The sequence below is a fragment of the Desulfarculaceae bacterium genome (genome assembly GCA_020444545.1).
In the GTDB taxonomy this organism is placed as follows: domain Bacteria; phylum Desulfobacterota; class Desulfarculia; order Desulfarculales; family Desulfarculaceae; genus Desulfoferula.
Window position 1 is genome coordinate 317,929 of sequence record JAHLKT010000001.1, and the last position, 19,423, is coordinate 337,351.

The 19,423-nt window shown below is 67.6% G+C and carries 19 protein-coding genes; 8 read left to right on the forward strand and 11 right to left on the reverse strand.

Going from position 1 to position 19,423, the window contains the following annotated elements:
* Nucleotides 1–90 precede the first annotated feature (90 nt).
* A complete protein-coding gene (locus tag KQH53_01500) occupies nt 91–954 on the forward strand; it encodes a 3-hydroxyacyl-CoA dehydrogenase family protein (GenBank protein MCB2225322.1) in 864 nt (287 codons plus the stop codon).
* Between the two features lie 437 nt (nt 955–1,391).
* Here the strand turns inward: KQH53_01500 and KQH53_01505 are convergent, their stop codons facing one another.
* The 9 genes from KQH53_01505 to KQH53_01545 form a co-directional block, all read right to left on the reverse strand.
* Nucleotides 1,392–2,231, reverse strand: a complete 840-nt coding sequence (locus KQH53_01505) for a methyltransferase domain-containing protein (GenBank protein MCB2225323.1) — start codon at nt 2,229–2,231, stop codon at nt 1,392–1,394.
* Nucleotides 2,232–2,236: 5 nt separating this feature from the next.
* Nucleotides 2,237–2,788 carry a cysteine hydrolase gene (locus tag KQH53_01510; protein MCB2225324.1) on the reverse strand — a complete coding sequence of 184 codons (552 nt, stop codon included), beginning with the start codon at nt 2,786–2,788 and terminating at the stop codon, nt 2,237–2,239.
* Nucleotides 2,785–3,765, reverse strand: coding sequence for a sugar phosphate isomerase/epimerase (locus tag KQH53_01515; GenBank protein ID MCB2225325.1), 981 nt, complete (start codon nt 3,763–3,765; stop codon nt 2,785–2,787). The genes KQH53_01510 and KQH53_01515 overlap by 4 nt, the downstream gene beginning before the upstream one ends.
* A gap of 11 nt (nt 3,766–3,776) precedes the next feature.
* Nucleotides 3,777–4,958 carry a cysteine desulfurase NifS gene (gene nifS, locus KQH53_01520; protein ID MCB2225326.1) on the reverse strand — a complete coding sequence of 394 codons (1,182 nt, stop codon included), beginning with the start codon at nt 4,956–4,958 and terminating at the stop codon, nt 3,777–3,779.
* Nucleotides 4,959–4,975: 17 nt separating this feature from the next.
* Nucleotides 4,976–5,830: a Fe-S cluster assembly protein NifU gene (gene nifU / locus KQH53_01525; protein ID MCB2225327.1), complete on the reverse strand. Its 855-nt coding sequence runs from the start codon at nt 5,828–5,830 to the stop codon at nt 4,976–4,978.
* A 27-nt stretch (nt 5,831–5,857) separates the two neighbouring features.
* A complete protein-coding gene (gene mce, locus KQH53_01530) occupies nt 5,858–6,265 on the reverse strand; it encodes a methylmalonyl-CoA epimerase (GenBank protein ID MCB2225328.1) in 408 nt (135 codons plus the stop codon).
* Between the two features lie 122 nt (nt 6,266–6,387).
* Nucleotides 6,388–7,113 (reverse strand): PEP-CTERM sorting domain-containing protein, encoded by a 726-nt coding sequence (locus tag KQH53_01535; protein ID MCB2225329.1) that lies wholly within the window; start codon nt 7,111–7,113, stop codon nt 6,388–6,390.
* 110 nt (nt 7,114–7,223) lie between these two features.
* Nucleotides 7,224–8,033 carry a methyltransferase domain-containing protein gene (locus KQH53_01540; protein MCB2225330.1) on the reverse strand — a complete coding sequence of 270 codons (810 nt, stop codon included), beginning with the start codon at nt 8,031–8,033 and terminating at the stop codon, nt 7,224–7,226.
* Between the two features lie 11 nt (nt 8,034–8,044).
* Nucleotides 8,045–8,653, reverse strand: a complete 609-nt coding sequence (locus tag KQH53_01545; protein MCB2225331.1) for a hypothetical protein — start codon at nt 8,651–8,653, stop codon at nt 8,045–8,047.
* A gap of 143 nt (nt 8,654–8,796) precedes the next feature.
* Here KQH53_01545 and KQH53_01550 point away from each other — a divergent pair, with 143 nt between their 5' ends.
* Nucleotides 8,797–10,104, forward strand: a complete 1,308-nt coding sequence (locus KQH53_01550) for an adenylosuccinate lyase (protein MCB2225332.1) — start codon at nt 8,797–8,799, stop codon at nt 10,102–10,104.
* 44 nt (nt 10,105–10,148) lie between these two features.
* The gene (locus KQH53_01555; protein ID MCB2225333.1) at nt 10,149–10,787 is read left to right on the forward strand and encodes a hypothetical protein; all 639 of its coding nucleotides are present in this window, start codon (nt 10,149–10,151) and stop codon (nt 10,785–10,787) included.
* Nucleotides 10,788–10,800: 13 nt separating this feature from the next.
* On the opposite strand, the gene KQH53_01560 is transcribed toward KQH53_01555, so the two are convergent.
* The gene (locus KQH53_01560; GenBank protein ID MCB2225334.1) at nt 10,801–13,308 is read right to left on the reverse strand and encodes a diguanylate cyclase; all 2,508 of its coding nucleotides are present in this window, start codon (nt 13,306–13,308) and stop codon (nt 10,801–10,803) included.
* A 211-nt stretch (nt 13,309–13,519) separates the two neighbouring features.
* On the opposite strand from KQH53_01560, the gene KQH53_01565 reads away from it, so the two are divergent.
* The 5 genes from KQH53_01565 to selD all read left to right on the forward strand — a co-directional run bounded on the left by KQH53_01565 (nt 13,520) and on the right by selD (nt 18,287).
* Nucleotides 13,520–13,852 (forward strand): hypothetical protein, encoded by a 333-nt coding sequence (locus KQH53_01565; protein MCB2225335.1) that lies wholly within the window; start codon nt 13,520–13,522, stop codon nt 13,850–13,852.
* Nucleotides 13,853–13,854: 2 nt separating this feature from the next.
* Entirely contained in the window at nt 13,855–15,528 is a 1,674-nt protein-coding gene (locus KQH53_01570) for a phosphotransferase (GenBank protein MCB2225336.1), read from the forward strand.
* 102 nt (nt 15,529–15,630) lie between these two features.
* Nucleotides 15,631–16,521: a LysR family transcriptional regulator gene (locus tag KQH53_01575; GenBank protein ID MCB2225337.1), complete on the forward strand. Its 891-nt coding sequence runs from the start codon at nt 15,631–15,633 to the stop codon at nt 16,519–16,521.
* A gap of 8 nt (nt 16,522–16,529) precedes the next feature.
* Nucleotides 16,530–17,000 carry a hypothetical protein gene (locus KQH53_01580; protein ID MCB2225338.1) on the forward strand — a complete coding sequence of 157 codons (471 nt, stop codon included), beginning with the start codon at nt 16,530–16,532 and terminating at the stop codon, nt 16,998–17,000.
* Nucleotides 17,001–17,243: 243 nt separating this feature from the next.
* A complete protein-coding gene (selD, locus tag KQH53_01585; GenBank protein ID MCB2225339.1) occupies nt 17,244–18,287 on the forward strand; it encodes a selenide, water dikinase SelD in 1,044 nt (347 codons plus the stop codon).
* 16 nt (nt 18,288–18,303) lie between these two features.
* Here selD and KQH53_01590 read toward each other — a convergent pair whose 3' ends face one another.
* Complete coding sequence (locus KQH53_01590) at nt 18,304–19,374, reverse strand: tetratricopeptide repeat protein (protein MCB2225340.1); 1,071 nt, start codon at nt 19,372–19,374, stop codon at nt 18,304–18,306.
* Nucleotides 19,375–19,423 lie beyond the last annotated feature (49 nt).

The window sequence follows — 19,423 nt, forward strand, 5'->3', positions numbered from 1 at the left end:
CGGAACCGCCAGCCGAAGGAGGGCCCCGGGGCGCGCCGCGAACAGCGGCGAGACTTGCCGCGTGCACCAATATTTTGTGAGGAGGGATAAATGAGCGAAATCAAGACCATCGGCGTGGTGGGCGCCGGCACCATGGGCAACGGCATCGCCCAATTGGCCGCCCAGACCGGGGCTTCGGTTATCATGCGCGACATCAAGGACGAGTTCGTGGAGCGCGGCCTGGGCGCCATCGACAAGTTCCTGTCCAAGGGCGTGGAGCGCGGCAAGGTGACCCCCGAGGCCAAGGCCGAGGTGTTGGGCCGCATCAAGGGCACCACCGACATGGGCGCCCTGTCCGAGGCCGACTTCATCATCGAGGCGGTGATCGAGGACCTGGACCTGAAAAAAACAGTCTACGGCGAGCTGGACGAGGTCTGCCGCCCCGAGGTGATCCTGGCCACCAACACCAGCTCCATGAGCGTCACCCTGATCGCGGCCGCCACCAAGCGCCCCGACCAGGTGGTGGGCATGCACTTCTTCAACCCCGCCCAGATCATGCGCCTGTGCGAGATCATCCGGGGCTATTCCACCAGCGACGAGACCGTGGCCGTGACCACCGCCCTGGCCCAGAAGATGGGCAAGGAGACCGTGGAGGTCATGGTGGACAGCCCGGGCTTCATCGTCAACCGGCTGATGATCCCCCACATGGTGGAAGCCGCCCGCATGTTGCAGGAGGGCGTGGCCTCCAAGGAAGACATCGACAAGGCGGTCAAGCTGGGCCTGAACTACCCCATGGGCCCGTTTGAGCTGATGGACTTCACCGGCATCGACATCTGCAAGTTCGTGGCCGACTACTTCGCTCAGGAATTGAACAAGGAGCTGAAGTGGGACGTGCCCACCAACATGAAGAACCAGATCCGCTCGGGCAACCTGGGCCGCAAGAGCGGCGCCGGCTGGTACGACTACAAGAAGTAGTTCGCGCCGCCTGACAAGGCACGCAAGCCCCCGCCCGGCACCGGGCGGGGGCTTATTTATTTGGGGGAGAACTAAAATAGGGGCGGATGGTTAACCATCGGCGAAGCGCATCGGAAAGGCATGCGCCGTGCCCGTCGCAGAGATTGCCGCGTCGCGGCCGGGAGGCCGCTCCTCGCAATGACACCCTGCTATTTTAGATAATGCCTTGTCATGGCGAGGAGCCTTGGCGACGAAGCAATCTCCGCCTGGAGCAGGCGCGGCCCAGTTCAAGCACGGCCCACGTTTCCCTTCACTCAGCCCTTGACCACCGTTTGACGATCACCAAGGAAGATCGCCACGTCGCGGCGGGAGGGACACCTTTTTCAAAAACCCTCTTTCGCCGCCGCTCCTCGCGATGACTGTCTATTTCTGAATTTGGTTTTTTCGCGAAATCAGGTTTAGACCAGCCGGGCGATGACCGCGAATTCGTCGGAGTCCGGCTCGTAGGAGTCGCCGGCCACGCTGCCCAGGGCCTGCTCCACGGCCCAGCCGTGGGCGGCCAGCTCCGCCCCAAGCCCCTGGGGCTCGAAGTGCTGCAGCCAGTTGTAGACCTCGCGCTCGCCCTGCTGCTCCACGATGTGGTAGCGGTCCAGGGCCAGGCTGTGCTCGGGGTAGAGGAAGCTCCGGCTTAGCACGCGGTGGGGGCCCTGGGCCCAGAAGCCGCCCTGGGGGAACTCCTCCTCGCTGGCGGCTTCGCTCAGGCCCGCGAAGCGGTGGGTGGAAAACAGGTCCATGAGCAGCGCGCCGCCGGGCTTGAGCGACCGCGCGAACACGCCCAGCAGGCGGCCCCGTTGCTCCGGGCTCAGGGCGCAGTAGTCGCCGTAGATAAGTAGGATCAGGTCGAAGCGCTCCGGCCCGGCGAAATCCAGGTAGTTCATGCAGCGGTAGTCGATGCTCAGGCCCAAGGCCTCGGCCTGGCCGCGGGCGTAGGCGATGGAGCGCGGCGAGAAGTCGATGCCCGTGACCTCGGCCCCGGTGGCGGCCAGGCGCGAGGCATAGAGCCCCGGCCCGCAGCCGAAGTCGCCCACCGCCCTGCCCGGCCCCAGGTAGAAACGCTCGGTCATCCACTGGGTGGCGCGGGTTATGAATGCGCCGCTCCGCGAGGAGATGTCATGGCTGGGGTCCAGGTGGAAGGCCAGCATCTGGGAAGACACCCAGGGGTCGGCCCAAAGCAGCTCGGCGGTGTAGCGCTCCCAGGGCTCGGGGCGCTGGTCCAGTGAGTGCGGATCAAGGGGCATGATTATCAGGCCAGCAGCTCGTCCACGGTCTGCACGGTGAGCAGGGGCCGCAGCGGACTCTTGCGGTAGAGCTCCAGGCAGCTGGTGTGCGCCTCGTCGCTCACCGCCGTGGTGGCGTCATCCACCATGACCGCGTGGAAATCGTGGCATACCGCGTCCAGGGCAGTGGTCAGCACGCAGTAGGGGGTCATCAGGCCGCAGGCGGCCACCCGCTCCACCTGCCACAAACGCAGGGTCTGATCCAGGTCGGTCTTGAAAAAGGCGCTCATGCGGCGCTTGGGCAGCCAGGTGTCGCCGGGCTCCTGGGTGAGCAGGCCGCTGACCTCGGCGCCCTCGGTGCCGCGCAAGCTATGGTCCTTCATGCGGCCGCGAAACAGGGCGTCGCCGGGCAGAAAGCTGTCCGTGGCGAAGATCACCGGCCAGCCGCGCTCCCGCGCCCCGGCGGTCAGGCGGTTCACCGCGGGCACGATGGCCTTGCCCCGCTGGGCGATGCCCGCGTGGGCCGCGCTCTCCAGGTTGTCCTTGACCATGTCCACCACCACGATGGCCGTTTTCATGCCGCCCCCTTATGCTCCTTGGGTTTATCGGCCGCCGCGAACAGCTCCTCCAGCATGGCCGCGCCTTCGCGCAAGGGGCCGGGGTCGTCGCCGGGAGCCACCTCCAGCACCTTGAGCGGTGAGCCCGCCAGGGCCTTGGTCAACTGGGGCCAGTCCATCTCGCCCACGCCCGGGGCCTGGTGATCGTGGCGCCCCTGGGCGTCGTGCAGATGGCAGCCCACCAGGGTATGGCCGAAGCGCTCCAGCCATTCCGAGGCCGGGCCCATGCCGGCCAGCTCCTGCACCCAGGCGTGTCCGCAGTCGTACCACAGGCCCATAGGCGCGCCCGCGAAGCGCTCCAGCAGGGTGCCGGTTTCCTCCAGGCTGGGGATCTGGAAGGCGTGGAAGCGGTTCTCCAGGCCCAGGCGCACCCCCAGGGCCTCGGCCCGGGGGGCCAGGCGCTCCAGGGAGAAGCTCACCGCGTCCAGATGGCGCGGGGCGGTCAGCGCCCTTTGCTCCAAATGGGCGGCCAGCTCGGGGGTCATCTTCCCGGCCTGGGCCGCCGCGCCGGTCACGGCTTTTTCGCGCGCCCCGCTCACCCCGCCCAGGTGCAGAACCACGCCGGTGGCCTCCAGGTCGCTGGCAATCTCCAGGGTGCGCTCGGTGTACTCCACCGCCTGGGCCCGCTCGTCGGGGTCCAGGGCGGCCAGGTTGAACAGGTCGCCGGAGGCCTGGTCGCGGGGCACGCCCTGGGGCAGGGGCACGAAGTTGTGCAAACTCTCCACCCGCCAGCCACGCGCCGCGAACTCGGGTAAAAGGTGGTCGATCACCGGCCTGGGCAGGCGGTATTCCAGCTCCAGGCGGGGCAGGCCGATGGGGTCCAGGGCGCTTAGAATCGCCTTGGCCTCGGCCGCCGGGCCAAAAGGAGCCGCCTCCAGGGCCCGGGCCTTGGCCCAGACCGTGGAGACGGCGAGTCGAGTTTCATTTAGGTCATTCACGAGAAAGGTGTTTACGGCTCCACGTACCCCGGGGTGTTGCATTTGGTCTGCTGGTACTTGGACCAGAAGGGGCTCATGGTGCGCAGGCGCTCGATGATGCCCGGCATGTGCTCCAGAATGTGGTCCACGTCCGCGTCGTTGTTGAAGATGCTCAGGCTGAAGCGAATGGAGCCGTGGGCCGCGGTGAAGGGTACGCCCATGGCCCGAAGCACGTGGCTGGGCTCCAGAGAGCCGGAGGTACAGGCGCTGCCCGAGGAGGCGCAGATGCCCAGGGAGCTGAGGTGCAAGAGGATGGACTCGCCCTCCACGTACTCGAAGCTCACCGAGCTGGTGTTGGGCAGGCGGCGGTCGGGATCGCCGTTGACCATGGTGGCCTCGATCTCCAACAGCCCTTTTTCCAGGCGGTCGCGCAGGGCCTTGACCCGGGTGTTCTCCTCTTCCATGTGCTCCATGGCCATGCGGGCTGCCGCGCCCATGCCGATGATGTAGGGCACGTTCTCCGTGCCCGCCCGGCGGCCGTGCTCCTGGTGCCCGCCCTTCATGAAGGGCACGAAGGGGGTGCCTTTCTTGATGTAGAGCACCCCGATGCCCTTGGGGGCGTGCAGCTTGTGGCCGCTAAGGGCCAACATGCTGATGGCGGTGCTGCTCAGGTTGATGGGCACCTTGCCCACCGCCTGCACCGCGTCGGTGTGGAACAACACGCCCTTGGCCGCGCAGATCTCGGCGATCTCCTCCACCGGGAAGATCACGCCGGTCTCGTTGTTGGCCCACATCACGCTGACCAGGGCGGTGTCCTCGCGGATGGCCTCGGCCAGAGCCTCCAGGTCCAGGTTGCCCTGGCGGTCCACCTTGAGGAAGGTCACGTCGTAGCCCTGGGTGGCCAGGGACTGGCTGGTGTTTAAGACCGCCGGGTGCTCCACCCGGGTGGTGACGATGTGGCGCTTGTCCGGCTGGCAGGCCAGGGCGCTGCTGATGGCGGTGTTGTCGCTCTCGGTGCCGCAGGAGGTGAAGACGATCTCCTCGGGCGAGGCGCCCAACAGGGCGGCCACCTGGGCCCGGGCCTCGTCCACCTTGGCCCCCACCTGGCCGCCGAAGTTATGCATGGAGCTGGGGTTGCCGTAATACTCCGCGAAGTAGGGCAGCATGGCCGCCACCACCTCGGGCGCCACCTGGCTGGTGGCGTTGTTGTCCATGTAGACCACGCGCTCGCTCACGGCTTTACCTCCTGCACCTTAAGATCGTCGCTGACGAACTCGCGGAGCTTGCTCTGCACGAACTGCCCCAGGGTGGCCGCGCTGGCCGCGCAGGAGGAGCAGCGGCCCCGGAGCGACACCATCACGTTGTCGCCGTCGATGTCGATCAGCTCGATGTCGCCGCCGTCGGCCTTGAGGGCCGGGCGCACCTCGCGCTCCAGGGTCTGCTCGATCAGTTTCATCTTCTGGATGTTGGACAAGGGCTTCTTGGCCGCCGCCGGGGCCGCGGCCGGGGCCGCCGCCTTGGGGGTGGTCTCCCACACGCGGTCCAGGATGGCTTGGATCTTGTCCACGCAGTCGCCGCAGCCGCCGCCCGCCTTGGTGTAGTTGGTGATCTCCTCCACCGTGTGCAGGTCGTTGCTGCGGGCCACCTTCTCGATCTCCTGGTCGGTGACCCCGAAGCACTGGCAGACCACCTCGCCCTCGGCCTGGGGCAGGGGCTCCAAACCGCGGTAGTTGCGGATGGCCGCTTGCAGGGCTTCCTCGCCCATGACCGAGCAGTGCATCTTTTCCTTGGGCAGGCCGCCCAGGAAGTCGGCGATGTCCTTGTTGGTCAGCTTCTCGGCCTCTTCCAGGGTCTTGCCCTTGACCAGCTCGGTGAGGGCGCTGGAGGAGGCGATGGCGCTGGCGCAGCCGAAGGTCTGGAACTTGGCGTCGACGATCTTGCCGTCCTCGCCCAGCTTGAAGCTGAGCTTGAGGGCGTCACCGCAGGCCAAAGAGCCCACCTCGCCCACCCCGTCGGGGTTTTCCACCTCGCCCACGTTCACGGGGTCGGTGAAGTACTTTTTAACCTTGTCGGTGTATTCCCACATGGATTGCTCTCCGTAGTTGGCTAAAAGCTAGTGACCCTCGGGGTACTCCACCAGCTCGATCAACACGCCGTGGGTGGCCTTGGGGTGCAGAAAAACCACCTTGGACCCGTGGGCGCCGGGCTTGGCCTCGTCGCTGGTCAGCGGCACGCCCTTGGCCTTGAGCTCCTCCACCGCCTGGTCGATGTCCTCGACCTCGAAGGCCAGGTGGTGGATGCCCTCGCCGCGCTTTTCCACGTATTTGCTCATGATGCCCTCGGGGGTGGTGCTCATCACCAGCTCCACGTTGGTCTCGCCAACGGGGACGAAACCGGTCTTGAGCTCGCCCACGTCGTCGGTGGAGGTCATCTCCAGGGGCAGCATTTCCGTGTAGACCTTGGCCACCTCGCCCAGGTCCTTCACCGCCACCCCGATATGAGCCAATCGCTTGATTTTCATTGCACACCCTCCCCCGTGGGCAGGCCCCGCCCAGGGTCGAACCCGTCAATTTACAGCTACGCCATCATATTAGTGGCTGGAGGCCACAGGCGCAAGTTTTGCGGCGAGAGGCCGCCCTCTCCCTAGGCCCGGAAACGGCGGCGCAGGGCCCAGCCCAGGGGCATCAGCGAACCCACCAGCATGAGGGTGCCCGGCTCGGGCGCGGCGGCCGAGCCGCCCACGCTCACCGTGCCCGACTCCACCCGGGTGGCCAGCTTGCCCCCCTTGCCCGTGTTCAAAAAGTCCACGATGGAGCTGTCGGCGGCGATCACCAGGTTGAACTCGGCCGGGTCGTTGGAGGTGATGATCTCCATTACCTCGGAGTCGAAGGCCTTGGAGCCCACGGTCCAGTTGGCCAGGGAGCCGGACAGGGTCATGTACTTGCCGTCGCCGCTGAAGCTGATGGTGCTCAGATTCAGCGGGGCGCGGTAGCCGATGTTGTGGCGGTAGTCCCAGTAAGGGTCGTCGGGCAGGGTGTTGTAGAGCCTGAGGTCGTCGAAGTAGAGGAAGGAGAAGTCCTGGGCCACGTCGTAGGTGCCCCCCGCCTGGATCTCGCTGCCGATGGCGTCGTAAATGCTGAAGTCGCTGAAACCGGCCATGCGCCCCACCACGCCGTCCTGGGCCAGGCTGGCCGAGTTGACGATGGTGCCGTTGTGCACGTACACCCCCTTGTGGGAGATGTAGCCGGTGCCGTAGTCCTTGCCCGACACCCCGAAGTTGAAAAAGGCCATGGTGTCGGCCGAGGCCGGCGAGGGAGCCCAGAGCAGGAGCAGGAGCAAGGGAAAGCAAAAGAGCCGCGACAACTTCATAACAACACCCAGTATTGGAAAGAGCAGCCCTGTGCGGGCAGGCAATACCCCGGATTATGTTGGGGCGTTTATTTCATTATATGCCCAGCGGGCGGCTTGGCAAAGCCTTCTCAGGCCGGGGCCAGGCCCACGCCCTTGAAAAAGGTGTAAAGGAAGGTGCCGCCTTGGGCGGCGGTGTCGTGCAGCTGGGCGATGCCCTTCTCCCATTCGGCCGGGCTCATCATGCCCTCGGCCAAGGCCTGCTCCTTTACCCCCTCCACCATGGGGATGATGGTAAGGCGCACGAAGCCCTCCACCCAGGCCGGGCGCGAGGCGTCGCAATACACCGCGCGGGGGCCCACCACGATGTCCTCGATGCCGGCCTCGGCCATGAGGGGGTAGACCCGGCGGCCGATGAGCGAATCGCCCCCCAAGCCGGCCTGGCAGTCGATGAGGCATTGCCAGGCGCGCCGGGCCTCGGGCTGCTCGGGGTGGAAGTAGCAGGAGCCGTGGTCGCCCTCGATCACCGTGACCGTGCCCCCGGGTTTGACCAGCCTGGCCAGGCCTTTCAGCGCCTCAACGGGCCGGGTGAGGTGCTCCAGCACGAAGCACACGAACAGGTGATCGAAGCTCTGGGGCTCGAAGGGCGGTCCGTAGAGGTCGCCCTGCACGAAGGTGAGGTTGTCCCAGCCTTGGCTCCGGGCCTGGGCCTCGGCCGCGGCCAGGGATTCGGTCGAGATGTCCAAACAGGTGAACTGGGCCTCGGGGCTGTGCTCCACCAAGAAGCGGGTCTGGGAGCCCACTCCGCAGCCCGCCTCCAAGACCTTGGCCCCGGCGGGGTAGTGGGTGTCTTCGTGGAGCAGTTCGGCCAGGGTGCCGGCCTGGTCACCCAGGCGCTGGGCCTCGCGTTCGGTGTAGCCGTGAACATACGGGTCGGACATGGATGCAGCCTTCACTTCAGATAAGGGATTAAGGGGACGCGCCGGGCGTAGGCGCGGTACTCGCCGCCGAACTGCCGCCGCAGGCGGGATTCCTCGTGCCAGGTGCCGGCCACGATATAGGCGCTTAGCAGGATAGAGATGAGCCAGTCGGCCGGGCCGGAATGGGGCCGGAGCCACACCACCACCAAGGCGGCCAGGTGCATGGGGTGGCGCAGGTGGGCGTAGGCCCCGCTGGTGACCAGGCGGTGGGTTTCGCCCTGGGGCTGAAAGGCCGCGCCCAGGCCCAGCAGATCGAAGCCGCCCCGGGAGAAATCCCAGGACGACCACAAGAGCAGGCCCACCGCCCCGGCCCAGGCCGCCAGCTGGAGCCCCAGCCAGGGCCAGCCCCAAAGCAGGGGCGACAAGGCCCCCAGCTCCCGGCTGTACCACACCACCGGGTAGATGCTGAGCAGCGAGAGCACCGAGTAGGCCAGGCGGTATTGCGCGCTGTTCAGGCGCAGCGCCTTTTCCAGGCGGGGGCGCAGCCAGCCGGCCAGGAGCAGGCTGTGCGCCACGCACCAAACGGCCCAGGACAGGGCCAGAATGATCAGTTGGGCAGGGCCGGGAATGTGTTCGGTCATAGTGGTATCTCGCCAGGTTTTGTATACAATGCTAAGTCCCCCGGCCGGGCGGCGCAAGCCGGGGCTGCGCATTGACTGCCGGGGCATATGGCCCTAAGATGAACCTGGGCTGCGGAGAGCCCCCACTTCGGAGACGAATCAAGATGATCGCTCGTTACACCCTGCCCGAAATGGGCCGCATCTGGACCGACGAAAACCGCTACGCCCAATGGCTGGCCGTGGAGATCGCCGCCTGCCGGGCTTGGAACAAGCTGGGGCGCATCCCCGACGACGCCCTGGCCGAGATAGAGAACAAGGCCGCCTTCGAGGTGGCCCGGGTGGAGGAGATCGAGCTCGAAACCCGCCACGACGTCATCGCCTTTTTGACCAACGTGGCCGAGCACGTGGGACCCTCCAGCCGCTACATCCACTTGGGCCTGACCTCCAGCGACGTGCTGGACACGGCCTATGCCCTGCTTATAAAGCAATCCGGCGAGCTGATCCTGGCCGCCCTGGACCGCCTTTTGGCCGCGCTCAAGGCCCGGGCCGAGGAGCACAAGTACACCATCCAGATGGGGCGCTCCCACGGCATCCACGCCGAGCCGGTGACCTTCGGGCTCAAGCTGGTGGGCTTCCACGCCGAGTTCGCCCGCGACCGCGAGCGCCTGGAGCGGGCCATCGCGGCGGCCGCCCGGGGCAAGATCTCCGGCGCGGTGGGCACCTATGCCAACGTGACCCCCGAGGTGGAGGCCATGGTCATGGAGGAGCTGGGGCTGACCCCGGCGGTGGCCAGCACCCAGGTGGTGGCCCGCGACGGCCTGGCCGAGTACTTCTGCACCCTGGCCATCATCGGCGGCACCATCGAGCGCCTGGCCATCGAGATCCGCCATTTGCAGCGCACCGAGGTGCTGGAGGCGGAGGAAGCCTTCGCCAAGGGCCAGAAGGGCTCCAGCGCCATGCCCCACAAGCGCAACCCCATCGGCAGCGAGAACCTTTCCGGCCAGGTGCGCCTTTTGAGAGGCTATGCCCTGGCCGCGTTGGAAGACATGGCCCTGTGGCACGAGCGCGACATCAGCCACAGCTCGGTGGAGCGCACCATCGGGCCGGACGCGGACATCCTGACCCACTACAGCCTCAACCGGCTGGCGGGCATGGTGGAGCGGCTCACGGTCTATCCCGAGAACATGCTCAAGAACCTGAACCTCACCGGCGGGCTGATCCACTCCCAGCAAGTGCTCCTGGCCCTGGCCGAGGGCGGCCTGAGCCGGGAGGACGCCTACCGCCTGGTGCAGAAGCACGCCATGGCCACCTGGGCCGATGGCGGCTCCTTCCGGGAGCGCCTGGAGAACGACCCCGAGCTGAGCGCGGCCCTGGGCGAGAAGAAAGAGGCCCTTTTGGACGCGGCCTTCGACACCTCCGGGCACCTGAAGCAGGTGGACTTCATTTTCGAGAAGATTCTGGGCGAGGCCTAGGAGGCCCGCCCCCGCAAGGCCCCCGGGCCAAGGAGACGATGTTCATGTTTGCGGCGCGCAGGTTGGCGGTTGCCCTGATCCTGTCCCTGGCCCTTTTGGCGGCCTGCTCCACGGTGAAGGATGCCTACCACGAGTTCGACCCCCGGCCCCGGCCGGCGGACGCCGCCTTCCAGGCGGTGATCAAGAAGTTCGTGCAAGACGGCTCCATCCACACCGGCCCGGCCACCGAGCTTCTGCTCAACGTCTTGCCCGCCAACTGGGAAGTGCGCAAGGCGTGGGTGGACCGGCGGGCCGAGGCCTTTGCCTGGGACGCGGCCCAGAAGGCCAAGGACCTGGCCGACCAGAAGGCCGAGTACGAAAAGTACAACACCATCCTGGGCAGCGTGTACGTGCCGGACCGCAAATGGAACAACCTCAACGGCAAGGAAGCCAACTGGCGGGTCTATCTGATCAACAAGAAGGGCCAGCGCCTGGAGCCGGAGGACGTGCGCCTGATCAAGCGGCGCACCGCCATCAACGAGGCCATCTACCCCTTCTGGGGCAAGTGGAGCCAGCTGTATCTGGTGAAGTTCCCCATCAAGGGCCCGGACGGAGAGCCTTTCCTGGCCCCGGGCGAAAAAGACGCCAAGTTCCTGATCACCGGCGCGCCGGGCCAGGAGACCCTGACCCTGCAAATGCGCTGATCTCCCCGCGCGCCTAGCGGCCTCCCAGGCCGGCGGCGCCCCGCGCCATCACTTTCACCCCGCCCTGCCTGAGGTCGGCCGCCACGCTGTCGCGGCCGGCCTGCTTGGCCGCGTAGAGCGCGCCGTCGGCCCGGCGCACCAAGTCCTCTTCCTGCTCCTCCGGCCCCAGAGTGGCCGCCCCCAGGCTCACGGTGATCTTCACCTTGCCCTCGCCGCCGTCGGGCGAGAAGGGCGTGTTGGCCACCCCGGCGCGCACCCGCTCGGCCACTCCCAGGGCCTCGTTCATGGTGGCGTGGGGCAGCAGGATGGCGAACTCCTCCCCGCCGTAGCGGCAGCACAGGTCCATGCCCCGCACGCAGGAGCCCAGGGTGTCGGCGAACAGGCGCAGGGCCTTGTCCCCGGCCAGGTGGCCGAAGCGGTCGTTGTAGGCCTTGAAGAAGTCCAGATCGGCCATGAGCAGGGACAGGGGCGTGCCGTAGCGCGAGGCGGCCTCGATCTCCCGCCTGAGGGTGGCGTAGAAAAAGCGCTGGTTGTACAGGCCGGTGAGGCTGTCGGTGACCGACAGGCGCCGAAGCTCGCGCTCCAGGCGGCGCTTGTCCGAAAGGTCCACCAGGGTCTCCACCGCGTGGGTCACCCGGCCGTTGTCCCCGGTGATGGGCGCGGCCAAAAAGTAGAGGTGGCGGCCGTCGGGCTCCAGGGTGGGGAAGAAGCCCTCCCCTTCCAGCCCGCCCTCGACCAGGGGCGAGCGCTTGAGCCCCATGCCGGCGTAGCCTTCCATTACCTGGGTGGGATCGCCCTCCAGGATCAGGTCGGCCAGCACCGGGCGGGGCTCCAGGTAGAAGGGCCGCCACTGCTGGCTGGTGCCCACCATCTGGCTGGCCTCCATGCCGGTGAGCGCCTCCATGGCCCGGTTCCAGTGCACCACCTTGTGCTGCTCGTCGATGACCATGACCGCGGCGGGCAGGCCTTGCAGGGTGCTCTCCACCATCTGGCGGCCCCGCTTGAGCTCCTGCTCCAGGAGCTTGCGCTCGGTGATGTCGGTGGCGATGCCCTCCAGCATGAGGGGGCGGCCCATCTCGTCGCGCATCACCAGGGCCTTGTCCCGCAGCCAGCGGGTCTCGCCCGAGGCGGTGATGATCTTGTAGTCCTCGCGGCACAGCTCGCCCGGGGCGCTGGCCAGCAGGCGCTTGTGGTGGGCCCGCGCCCGTTCGCGGTGCTCCGGGTGCAGCATGCGCGCCACGCTCATCTCGCCCTTGAGCAAGCGGTTGGGGGCGTAGCCGGTCACCTCGGTGACCGCCGAGCTCACGTAGTCGAACTGCTTTTCGCTCAGGGACCAGCGGTAGATGATGTCCGGCGCGTTTTCCACCAGGCGGCGGTAGCGGGCCTCGCTCTGGCCCAGGGCCAGCTGGCCGGCGCGCATCTGGGTCACGTCGCGGATGATGCCGAAGCGGCCCTCGCCGTCCTCGTCGCGGGTGGCGGTGATGAGCACCTCGAACTCGCTGCCGTCCTTGCGGCGCATGGTGGCCGGGAAGTCCTGCACGTAGCCCTGGGCCCGCAGGGAGTTCAGGTAGAGCTGGGCCTCCTCCTGGTTGGCGTTGAGGCGCTTGGTGGCCTTCAGTCCCACCATCTCCTCGCGGCCGCCATAGCCGAACATCTCCACCACCGCCGGGTTCACGTCGGTCAGACGGCCGTCGGGCCCGGTGATGAACACCCCGTCCTTGCTGTCGTTGAACAGGCGCTGGAAGCGGGCCTGCTCCTCGCGGGCCCGCTCCACCATGGCCCGGGCCGCGCTGGTCAGGTGGTTCAGGGCCAGGGAGAGGCGCCCCAGCTCGTCGCCGCGCTCCAAGGGAGCGGGAGGGATCAGGTCGCCGGAAGCGGCCTGGACCGCCTCGTCGGCCAGGCGCTTGAGGGGGCGCGAGAGGAACCAGTGGATCCACACCACCGCCACCAGGGCGGCCAAAAGGGCCACCACCGCCGCGGAAAACACCGTGACCTGCCACATGCTCAGGCCCAGGGGCCCCGAGGGCAACACCGGCGAGGCGCTCACCCCCACGATCAGCTCGCCGCTGGGCAGCCGGTCGTAGGCCACCATCACCGGCTTGCCCTTCTGACGGTAGCTGACCACGCCCCAGGCGGTGGAGGCCATGTGGCGAAGGATCTCGGGGGGCGGCAGCACCGCGTCCGGCTCGCGGGGGGGCACCACCACCCTGCCCTGGTTGTCCAGGCCGAACAGGAAGAAGCCGTTGCCCGCCAGAGACTTGAGGGCGCCGTGGTTCTGGGCCATGGCCATTCGCCGGGCCGCGCCGCCGGCCTGGCTGCCCAACGATTGCATCAGGTTGATGGCGCGGTGCAGATGGGACTCGGCGTGCTCCTTGAAGTGCTCGCTGACCGCTCCCTGGGCCAGCCAGTATTGCAGGCCGGCCAGGAGCAGGGTGGAACCGAACACCGACGCCACCAGCACCAGAGCCAGCTTGGCCCCCACCGAGGGACGGCGCGTATGCTTCGAAAGGGCGCGAGCCACCCGTCCTCCAGTCCCCGGCGCGGGCTGGCGTCAAATTGACACCGCCGGAACAGGCATTTAGGATAATCTGAGAAGGAGGCGGCGGAATATTGGTCCGGGACCCTCGGCCGATAGGCGCCACCGATCCTCCATAATTTAAACCATATGAGCCAAGGGGCCGGGGCGTCAAGCGCCTTAACGGGCCGCCCCGGTGCCAAAAAGGAGCTTCGCAATGCTCGAAACCATCAAAAACCTTATGCTGGCCAGCCTGGGGGCGGCGGTGCTCACCAAGGAAAAGGCCATGCAGTTCATGGACGACGCGGTGAAGCGCGGCGAGATGAGCGCCAGCGAGGCCGAGAAGGTGGCCGAGGAGGTGGTGGCCGAGTCCAAGCGCCAGGCGTCGCTCTGGGGCGACAAGCTCCAAGAGGCGGTGAACGAGGCCCTGGCCTCTTTGGATCTGGTCAAGCGCTCCGAGGTGGAGGCCCTGGAGGCCCGCCTGGCCAAGGTGGAGCTGGAGCTGGACGCTATCAAGCGCAAGATGGAGAGCGCCGGCGGAGACCAGTAGAGGTGCTGGAGACCTTCCGCAACCTGGGGCGCCTGACCGAGCTGGCCATGGTGCTGGTGCACCACGGCTTCGCCGATCTGGTGGAGCGCCTGGAGCTGCCCTTCACCCGGGGCACCGGGGCCAAGAGCGGCGGAGAGCAGCTCGCCAAGCGTTACGGGGTCTACCCCCGCCTGCGCATGGTGGCCGAGGAGATGGGCCCCACCTTCGTAAAGCTGGGCCAGCTCTTGTCCCAACGGCCGGACCTTTTGCCCCCCGAGCTGATCCTGGAGCTACGCAAGCTCCAGGACTCGGTGACCCCCCTGGACTTCGCCAAGATCAAACAGGAGGTGGAGGACTCGCTGGAGAGGCCCCTGGGCGAGGTGTTCTCCCAGTTCGATGAGAAGTGCCTGGCCAGCGCCTCTCTGGCCCAGGTGCACCGCGCGGTGCTGGCCAAGGACGGCTCCGAGGTGGCGGTGAAGGTGCGCAAGCCGGGCATCGGGCGCACCATCCGGGCGGACATGGAGCTGATGACCACTCTGGCCCGCCTGCTGGACAAGGAATTGGAGGCCGTGGCCCCCTACGCCCTGCCCGCCCTGGTGGCGGAGATGGACCGCTCCCTGCACCAGGAGCTGGACTTCGCCCTGGAGGCCAAGCACATGCGCACCGCGCGGGCCAACCTGGCCCCGGACGCCAAGGTGGTGGTGCCCCAGCCGGTGATGGAGCTGTGCAGCCCGGGCCTGCTGGTCATGGATCTGGTCGAGGGAGCGACCCTGGACAAGGCCGAGCTGAGCCCGGAGCAGAAAAAGCAGCTCGCCCAGGACCTCACCGAGATGATGCTGGACCAGGTGCTGCTCAAGGGCTTTTTCCACGGCGACCCCCACCCGGGCAACCTCATGGTGACCACCGACCCCGGCGGCGAGCCCCGCCTGGCGGTGCTGGACTGGGGCCTGGTGGGGCGGCTCAGCGACCAGGACCGCTACATCCTCTGCGATTTGTTGATCGCCACCTTGCAGGGCGACGCCCCCGGGGTGGTGCGGGCCTGGACCGACGCGGGGGTGGTGCCCCCGGGCGGGAGCGATCCCTCCCTGGAGCAGGACGTGAGCGAGCTGTTGGAGGACATGAGCCACGACGGCGGCGCGCCCATCGACACCGGCCAGCTGATCCTGGACATGATGGAGATAATGCGCCAGCACCATCTCCGGGTGCCCATGCAATACGCCCTGGCCGACAAGGCCTTGCTGGAGCTGGAGGGGGTGGGCCGCGCCCTGGACCCGGACTACCACCCGGTGGAGGCCACCCGGCCCTACGTCTGGCGGCTCTACTTCGAGCGCTGGCGGCCCGACACCATGGCCAAGCGCCTGCTGGCCCACCTCAACGACGGCTTCCGCTTCTTCCAGGCCCTGCCGCGCCGTTTGGACGCGGTGGTCACCCAGCTGGAAAAGGGCGAGCTGAACCTCCAGATCAAGCACCAGGGCCTGGTGCCCCTCACCCGGGCGGTGCAGGAGGGGGCCAGCCGGGTCACGGTGGGGCTCGTCGTGGCCGCCCTGATCCTGGGCAGCTCCATGATCGTCACCACCGGAGTGGAGCCCAAAATCTTCGGCCTGCCCCTGTTGGGCGTGATGGGCTATTTCATCTCCGGCATCATCGGCCTGTGGCTGGTGTGGTCCATCCTGCGCTCACGGGGAGGCAAGTTCTAAGGACGTTTCCCGATTAGCTTGACCCTTGTCCCCGGGCCTGCTATCTTTGGTCATCTCGATAGTTGCCCATATACTTCACCAATAGGACTGGTGGGCCAAGCCATGGATCTCAGGCGCTTGCAGGTATTCGCCAAGGTATACGAAAGACGGTCTTTTTCCCGCGCGGCCGAGGAGGTCTTCCTCAGCCAGCCCACGGTAAGCGGGCACATAAAGAGCCTGGAAGAGGAGCTGGGAGTCCAGCTTTTCGACCGTTTGGGCCGGGAGATTCTGCCCACCAAGGCGGCCGAGCTGCTCTATGACCACGCGCGGGACATCCTGGAGCGGGTGGACGACGCCCAGCGCTCGGTGGACGCCTTTTTGGGCCGCCTGCGCGGCGAGCTGGTGGTGGGCGGCTCCACCATCCCGGGCCAATACGTGCTGCCCGCTTTCATCGGCCGCTTCCGGCTGTTGCATCCCGAGGTGAAGGCGACCCTGCACATCGGCGACACCCGCCAGATCGCCGAGGCGGTGCAGACCGGCGAGCTGGAGGCGGGCATCGTGGGGGCCACGGTGGAGGACGAGCGCCTGGCCTTTTCGCCGCTCATGGACGACGTGGTTAGCCTGGCCGGCTGGAAGGGCCACCCCTACGGCAAAAGCCTGGAGCCCAAGGACCTGAAGCAGGTGCCGGTGGTGTTCCGCGAGCCGGGCAGCGGCACCCGCATGTTCCTGGCCCGCGCCCTCAAAAAAGCTGGGCTGGATCCTGCCGAGATGAATATCGTGGCCCAGATGGGCTCCACCATGGCCGTGATGCAGGCGGTGCGGGCCCAGGTGGGCCTGGGTTTCCTAAGCCACCGGGCCATCACCGAGGAGCTGGCCGCCGGCCGCCTGGTGGAGGTGGATCTGGACAGGGTGAACCTCAAGCGCCAGTTCTATCTGGTCACCCGCAAGAAGCGCACCCACTCCCCCGCGGCCCAGGCCTTCATGGCCCTGTGCCTGGCCGGGCTGGAAGAGTAGGCCCCGCCATGTCCCTGGTGGTGGATATCCCCGGCTGGCGGCGCTTGGAGCTGAGGCACCTGGTGCTGGATCTGAACGGCACCCTGGCTTTGGACGGCGCCCTGCTGCCCGGGGTGCGCCAGGCCGTGGAGGAGCTGAGCGCCTCGCTGGAATGCCATCTGGTCACGGCCGACACCTTCGGCACGGCCGGAGGCCTGTTGGGCCCGGCCGCCGCGCTGGCCCTGATCAGCCCGGGCGATGAAATCGGGCAAAAACAGGCTATAGTTGAAGGCCTGGGCGCGAAAAGCGTGGCCGCCCTGGGCAACGGGGCCAACGACGCCTACATGCTCAAGGCCGCCGCCCTGGGCATCGCGGTGCTGGGGCCCGAGGGAGCGGCCACCGCCGCCCTGAGCGCGGCCGACGTGGTGGTTCCCGGCCCCCTGGAGGCCCTGGGGCTGCTGCTCAATCCCGACCGCCTCAAGGCCACCCTGCGCCGTTAAAAGGCGTTCCGCGCCAAATTAGTCCAGAATGCTGGGATGGCGGTTTTCTGTTTGCGTGCCCCCAGCATATGAGTCACCATCCGTGGTGAGCACTTTATAAGGGCAACCGGCACAGCCAGCCGCCGGCAGACAAGGCGTCTGGCGAGCGAGGGCCGCAGGCGTAGCTGAAACTACGTCGAGGCCCGAGCGATGCCAGCAACACCGTATGCCGGTGGCTGGCGAAGCCGGCGATTAGGAGACAAGATGGGCGACGACCCCAAGCTGGCCGAAAAAGCCCGCGCCGCCGGTTGAGCCGCCAAGATAGGTCCGGCGGATCTGGCGCGCATACTCCAGGGGCTGCCCACGGAAGAGCACCCCGACTTGTTGGTGGGCCTGAACACCGCCGACGACGCCGGGGTCTATCGTCTCACCGATGAGATCGCCCTGATCCAGACCCTGGACTTCTTCACCCCCATCGTCAACGACCCCTACCTCTTCGGGCGCATCGCGGCCACCAACGCCCTGAGCGACGTGTACGCCATGGGCGGACGCCCGCTCACCGCCATGAACATCTGCTGCTTCCCGGTGAAGGACCACCCGGTGGAGATTTTCCGCGAGGTGCTCCGGGGGGGCATGGACGCGGTGCACCAGGCGGGCGCGGTCTTGGCCGGGGGGCATTCGGTGGAGGACCCGGAGCTGAAGTACGGCCTCAGCGTCACCGGGGTGGTGCACCCGGACCAGCTGGTGACCAACGCGGGCCTGAGCGCGGGCCAGGTCTTGGTGCTCACCAAGCCCCTGGGCACCGGGGTGATCGCCACGGCCTTGAAGGCAGGCCTGGCCAGCCAGGAGGCGGTGGCCAGCGCGGTGGAGGTGATGACCGCGCTCAACGCCCCGGCCGCCGAGGTGATGAGCGCCTGCGGGGTCAAGGGAGCCACGGACATCACCGGCTTCGGGCTCATCGGCCACGCCCTGGAGCTGGCCTCGGCCTCGGGCGTGGGCCTGGAGATCGAGGCGGGCGCGGTGCCCATCATCCCCGAGGCGCGGGAAATGGCGGCCATGGGCCTGGTGCCCCTGGGCAGCCACGCCAACCGCAACTTCTGCGCGCATAATTTGAGCTTCCGGGGAACCCCGGAGGAGATTCAGGTGGATCTCTTGGCCGACGCCCAGACTTCGGGAGGCATGCTCCTGGGCCTGGACCCGGATCAGGCTGATCGGGCCTTGGACCTGCTTGCCGAGCGGGGAATCAAGGGCGCGGTGATCGGCCGGGCGGTGGCCGAGCATCCCGGCGTGCTGGAGCTGATCTTCTAGGCCGTTCTTCAGGCCCCTAGCGCGGGGCCTTGCCACCCTTCATAAGCTTTTGCAACTCAGCCAAGCGCTGGCGGCCCTGCGGGCTGTTGGGCGCCAAGCGCAGATACTGCTGCATGTCCGAGACGGCCTGGGGCAAACGACCCAGGTCCTGGTTCACCCCGGCCCGGTTGAACCAGGCCTCGGCCATGTCGGGCTGCAACCGGATGGCCTGGTCCAGCTCCAGAAGGGCCTGCTCCAGGCGGCCCTCGTGGATCATCATGAAGGCCTTGTCATAGTGCAGTTCCGGGTTGTTGGGCTGCAAGGACAGGGCCCGGTCCAGGTCCTTCTCGGCCTCGGGGAGCTTGCCCAGGCGGTAGAGGCTCATGCCCCGCAGGCTGTAGCCCCCCGCGTCGGCCGGGTAGCGGGCCAACAGGCGGTTGCAGGCCTCCACCGCCCGCTGCCACTGGCCTTGGCGGGCCAGGGCCTGGCCCAGGTTGTACCAGGCGTTCTGCGAGGCGGGCTCGATCTCCACCGAGCGCTTGAGGTCGGCCTCGGCCTTTTTGAAATCGCCCAAACGCAGATACACCGTGCCCCGGTTGTACAGGGCGGCGGCGTTGTCGGGGTTCAGCTTGAGAGCGCGGGAGAAGTCCTGCCCGGCGGTGGGCAGGTCGCCCAAGGCCGCGCGGCACTCGCCCCGCCACACGTAAGTCGTGGGGTTCTTGGGGGCGCGCTTGACGGCCTCGGCGAACAGGGGCATGGCCTGGGGGCAGCGGCCCAGATGGCTCAGGGCGCGGCCCCTCAGGGCATAGGCCCCGGCCTGGGCGGGGTCCAGCTCGATGGCCTGGGCCAGGTCGGCCTCGGCCCCGGCCCACTTCCCAAGCCCCACCCGCAGACGTCCCCGGTTGTAATAGGCCGCGGCCAGGGCCTTCAGGTTTTTGGGCTGGGCCTCGATGACCCGGCTGAAGGCGGCCTCGGCCTGAGCGGTGTCCCCCGCCCTGGCCGCCGCCACCCCGGCCTGCACTTGCGCCATGGGGTCGGCGGCCAGCCCCGGCGCGGCCAGGAACAAGAGCAGGCCCAATACGGGCAAGGCGAGCAGGCGGTGGTTCATGACAAGCCTCCGGGTTGAGCGGGGCGCGGCCCCCCGGTTTCACGAGCCC

Bases quoted from the DNA above. Each gene is read 5' to 3' on its own strand.
- KQH53_01540 (MCB2225330.1), bottom strand. From the start codon at position 8,033: ATGTCCGACCCGTATGTTCACGGCTACACCGAACGCGAGGCCCAGCGC.
- nifS (MCB2225326.1), bottom strand. From the start codon at position 4,958: ATGGACAACAACGCCACCAGCCAGGTGGCGCCCGAGGTGGTGGCGGCC.
- KQH53_01545 (MCB2225331.1), bottom strand. From the start codon at position 8,653: ATGACCGAACACATTCCCGGCCCTGCCCAACTGATCATTCTGGCCCTG.
- KQH53_01575 (MCB2225337.1), top strand. From the start codon at position 15,631: ATGGATCTCAGGCGCTTGCAGGTATTCGCCAAGGTATACGAAAGACGG.
- nifU (MCB2225327.1), bottom strand. From the start codon at position 5,830: ATGTGGGAATACACCGACAAGGTTAAAAAGTACTTCACCGACCCCGTG.
- KQH53_01505 (MCB2225323.1), bottom strand. From the start codon at position 2,231: ATGCCCCTTGATCCGCACTCACTGGACCAGCGCCCCGAGCCCTGGGAG.
- KQH53_01510 (MCB2225324.1), bottom strand. From the start codon at position 2,788: ATGAAAACGGCCATCGTGGTGGTGGACATGGTCAAGGACAACCTGGAG.
- KQH53_01565 (MCB2225335.1), top strand. From the start codon at position 13,520: ATGCTCGAAACCATCAAAAACCTTATGCTGGCCAGCCTGGGGGCGGCG.
- KQH53_01555 (MCB2225333.1), top strand. From the start codon at position 10,149: ATGTTTGCGGCGCGCAGGTTGGCGGTTGCCCTGATCCTGTCCCTGGCC.
- KQH53_01500 (MCB2225322.1), top strand. From the start codon at position 91: ATGAGCGAAATCAAGACCATCGGCGTGGTGGGCGCCGGCACCATGGGC.
- KQH53_01550 (MCB2225332.1), top strand. From the start codon at position 8,797: ATGATCGCTCGTTACACCCTGCCCGAAATGGGCCGCATCTGGACCGAC.
- KQH53_01590 (MCB2225340.1), bottom strand. From the start codon at position 19,374: ATGAACCACCGCCTGCTCGCCTTGCCCGTATTGGGCCTGCTCTTGTTC.
- KQH53_01580 (MCB2225338.1), top strand. From the start codon at position 16,530: ATGTCCCTGGTGGTGGATATCCCCGGCTGGCGGCGCTTGGAGCTGAGG.
- mce (MCB2225328.1), bottom strand. From the start codon at position 6,265: ATGAAAATCAAGCGATTGGCTCATATCGGGGTGGCGGTGAAGGACCTG.
- KQH53_01535 (MCB2225329.1), bottom strand. From the start codon at position 7,113: ATGAAGTTGTCGCGGCTCTTTTGCTTTCCCTTGCTCCTGCTCCTGCTC.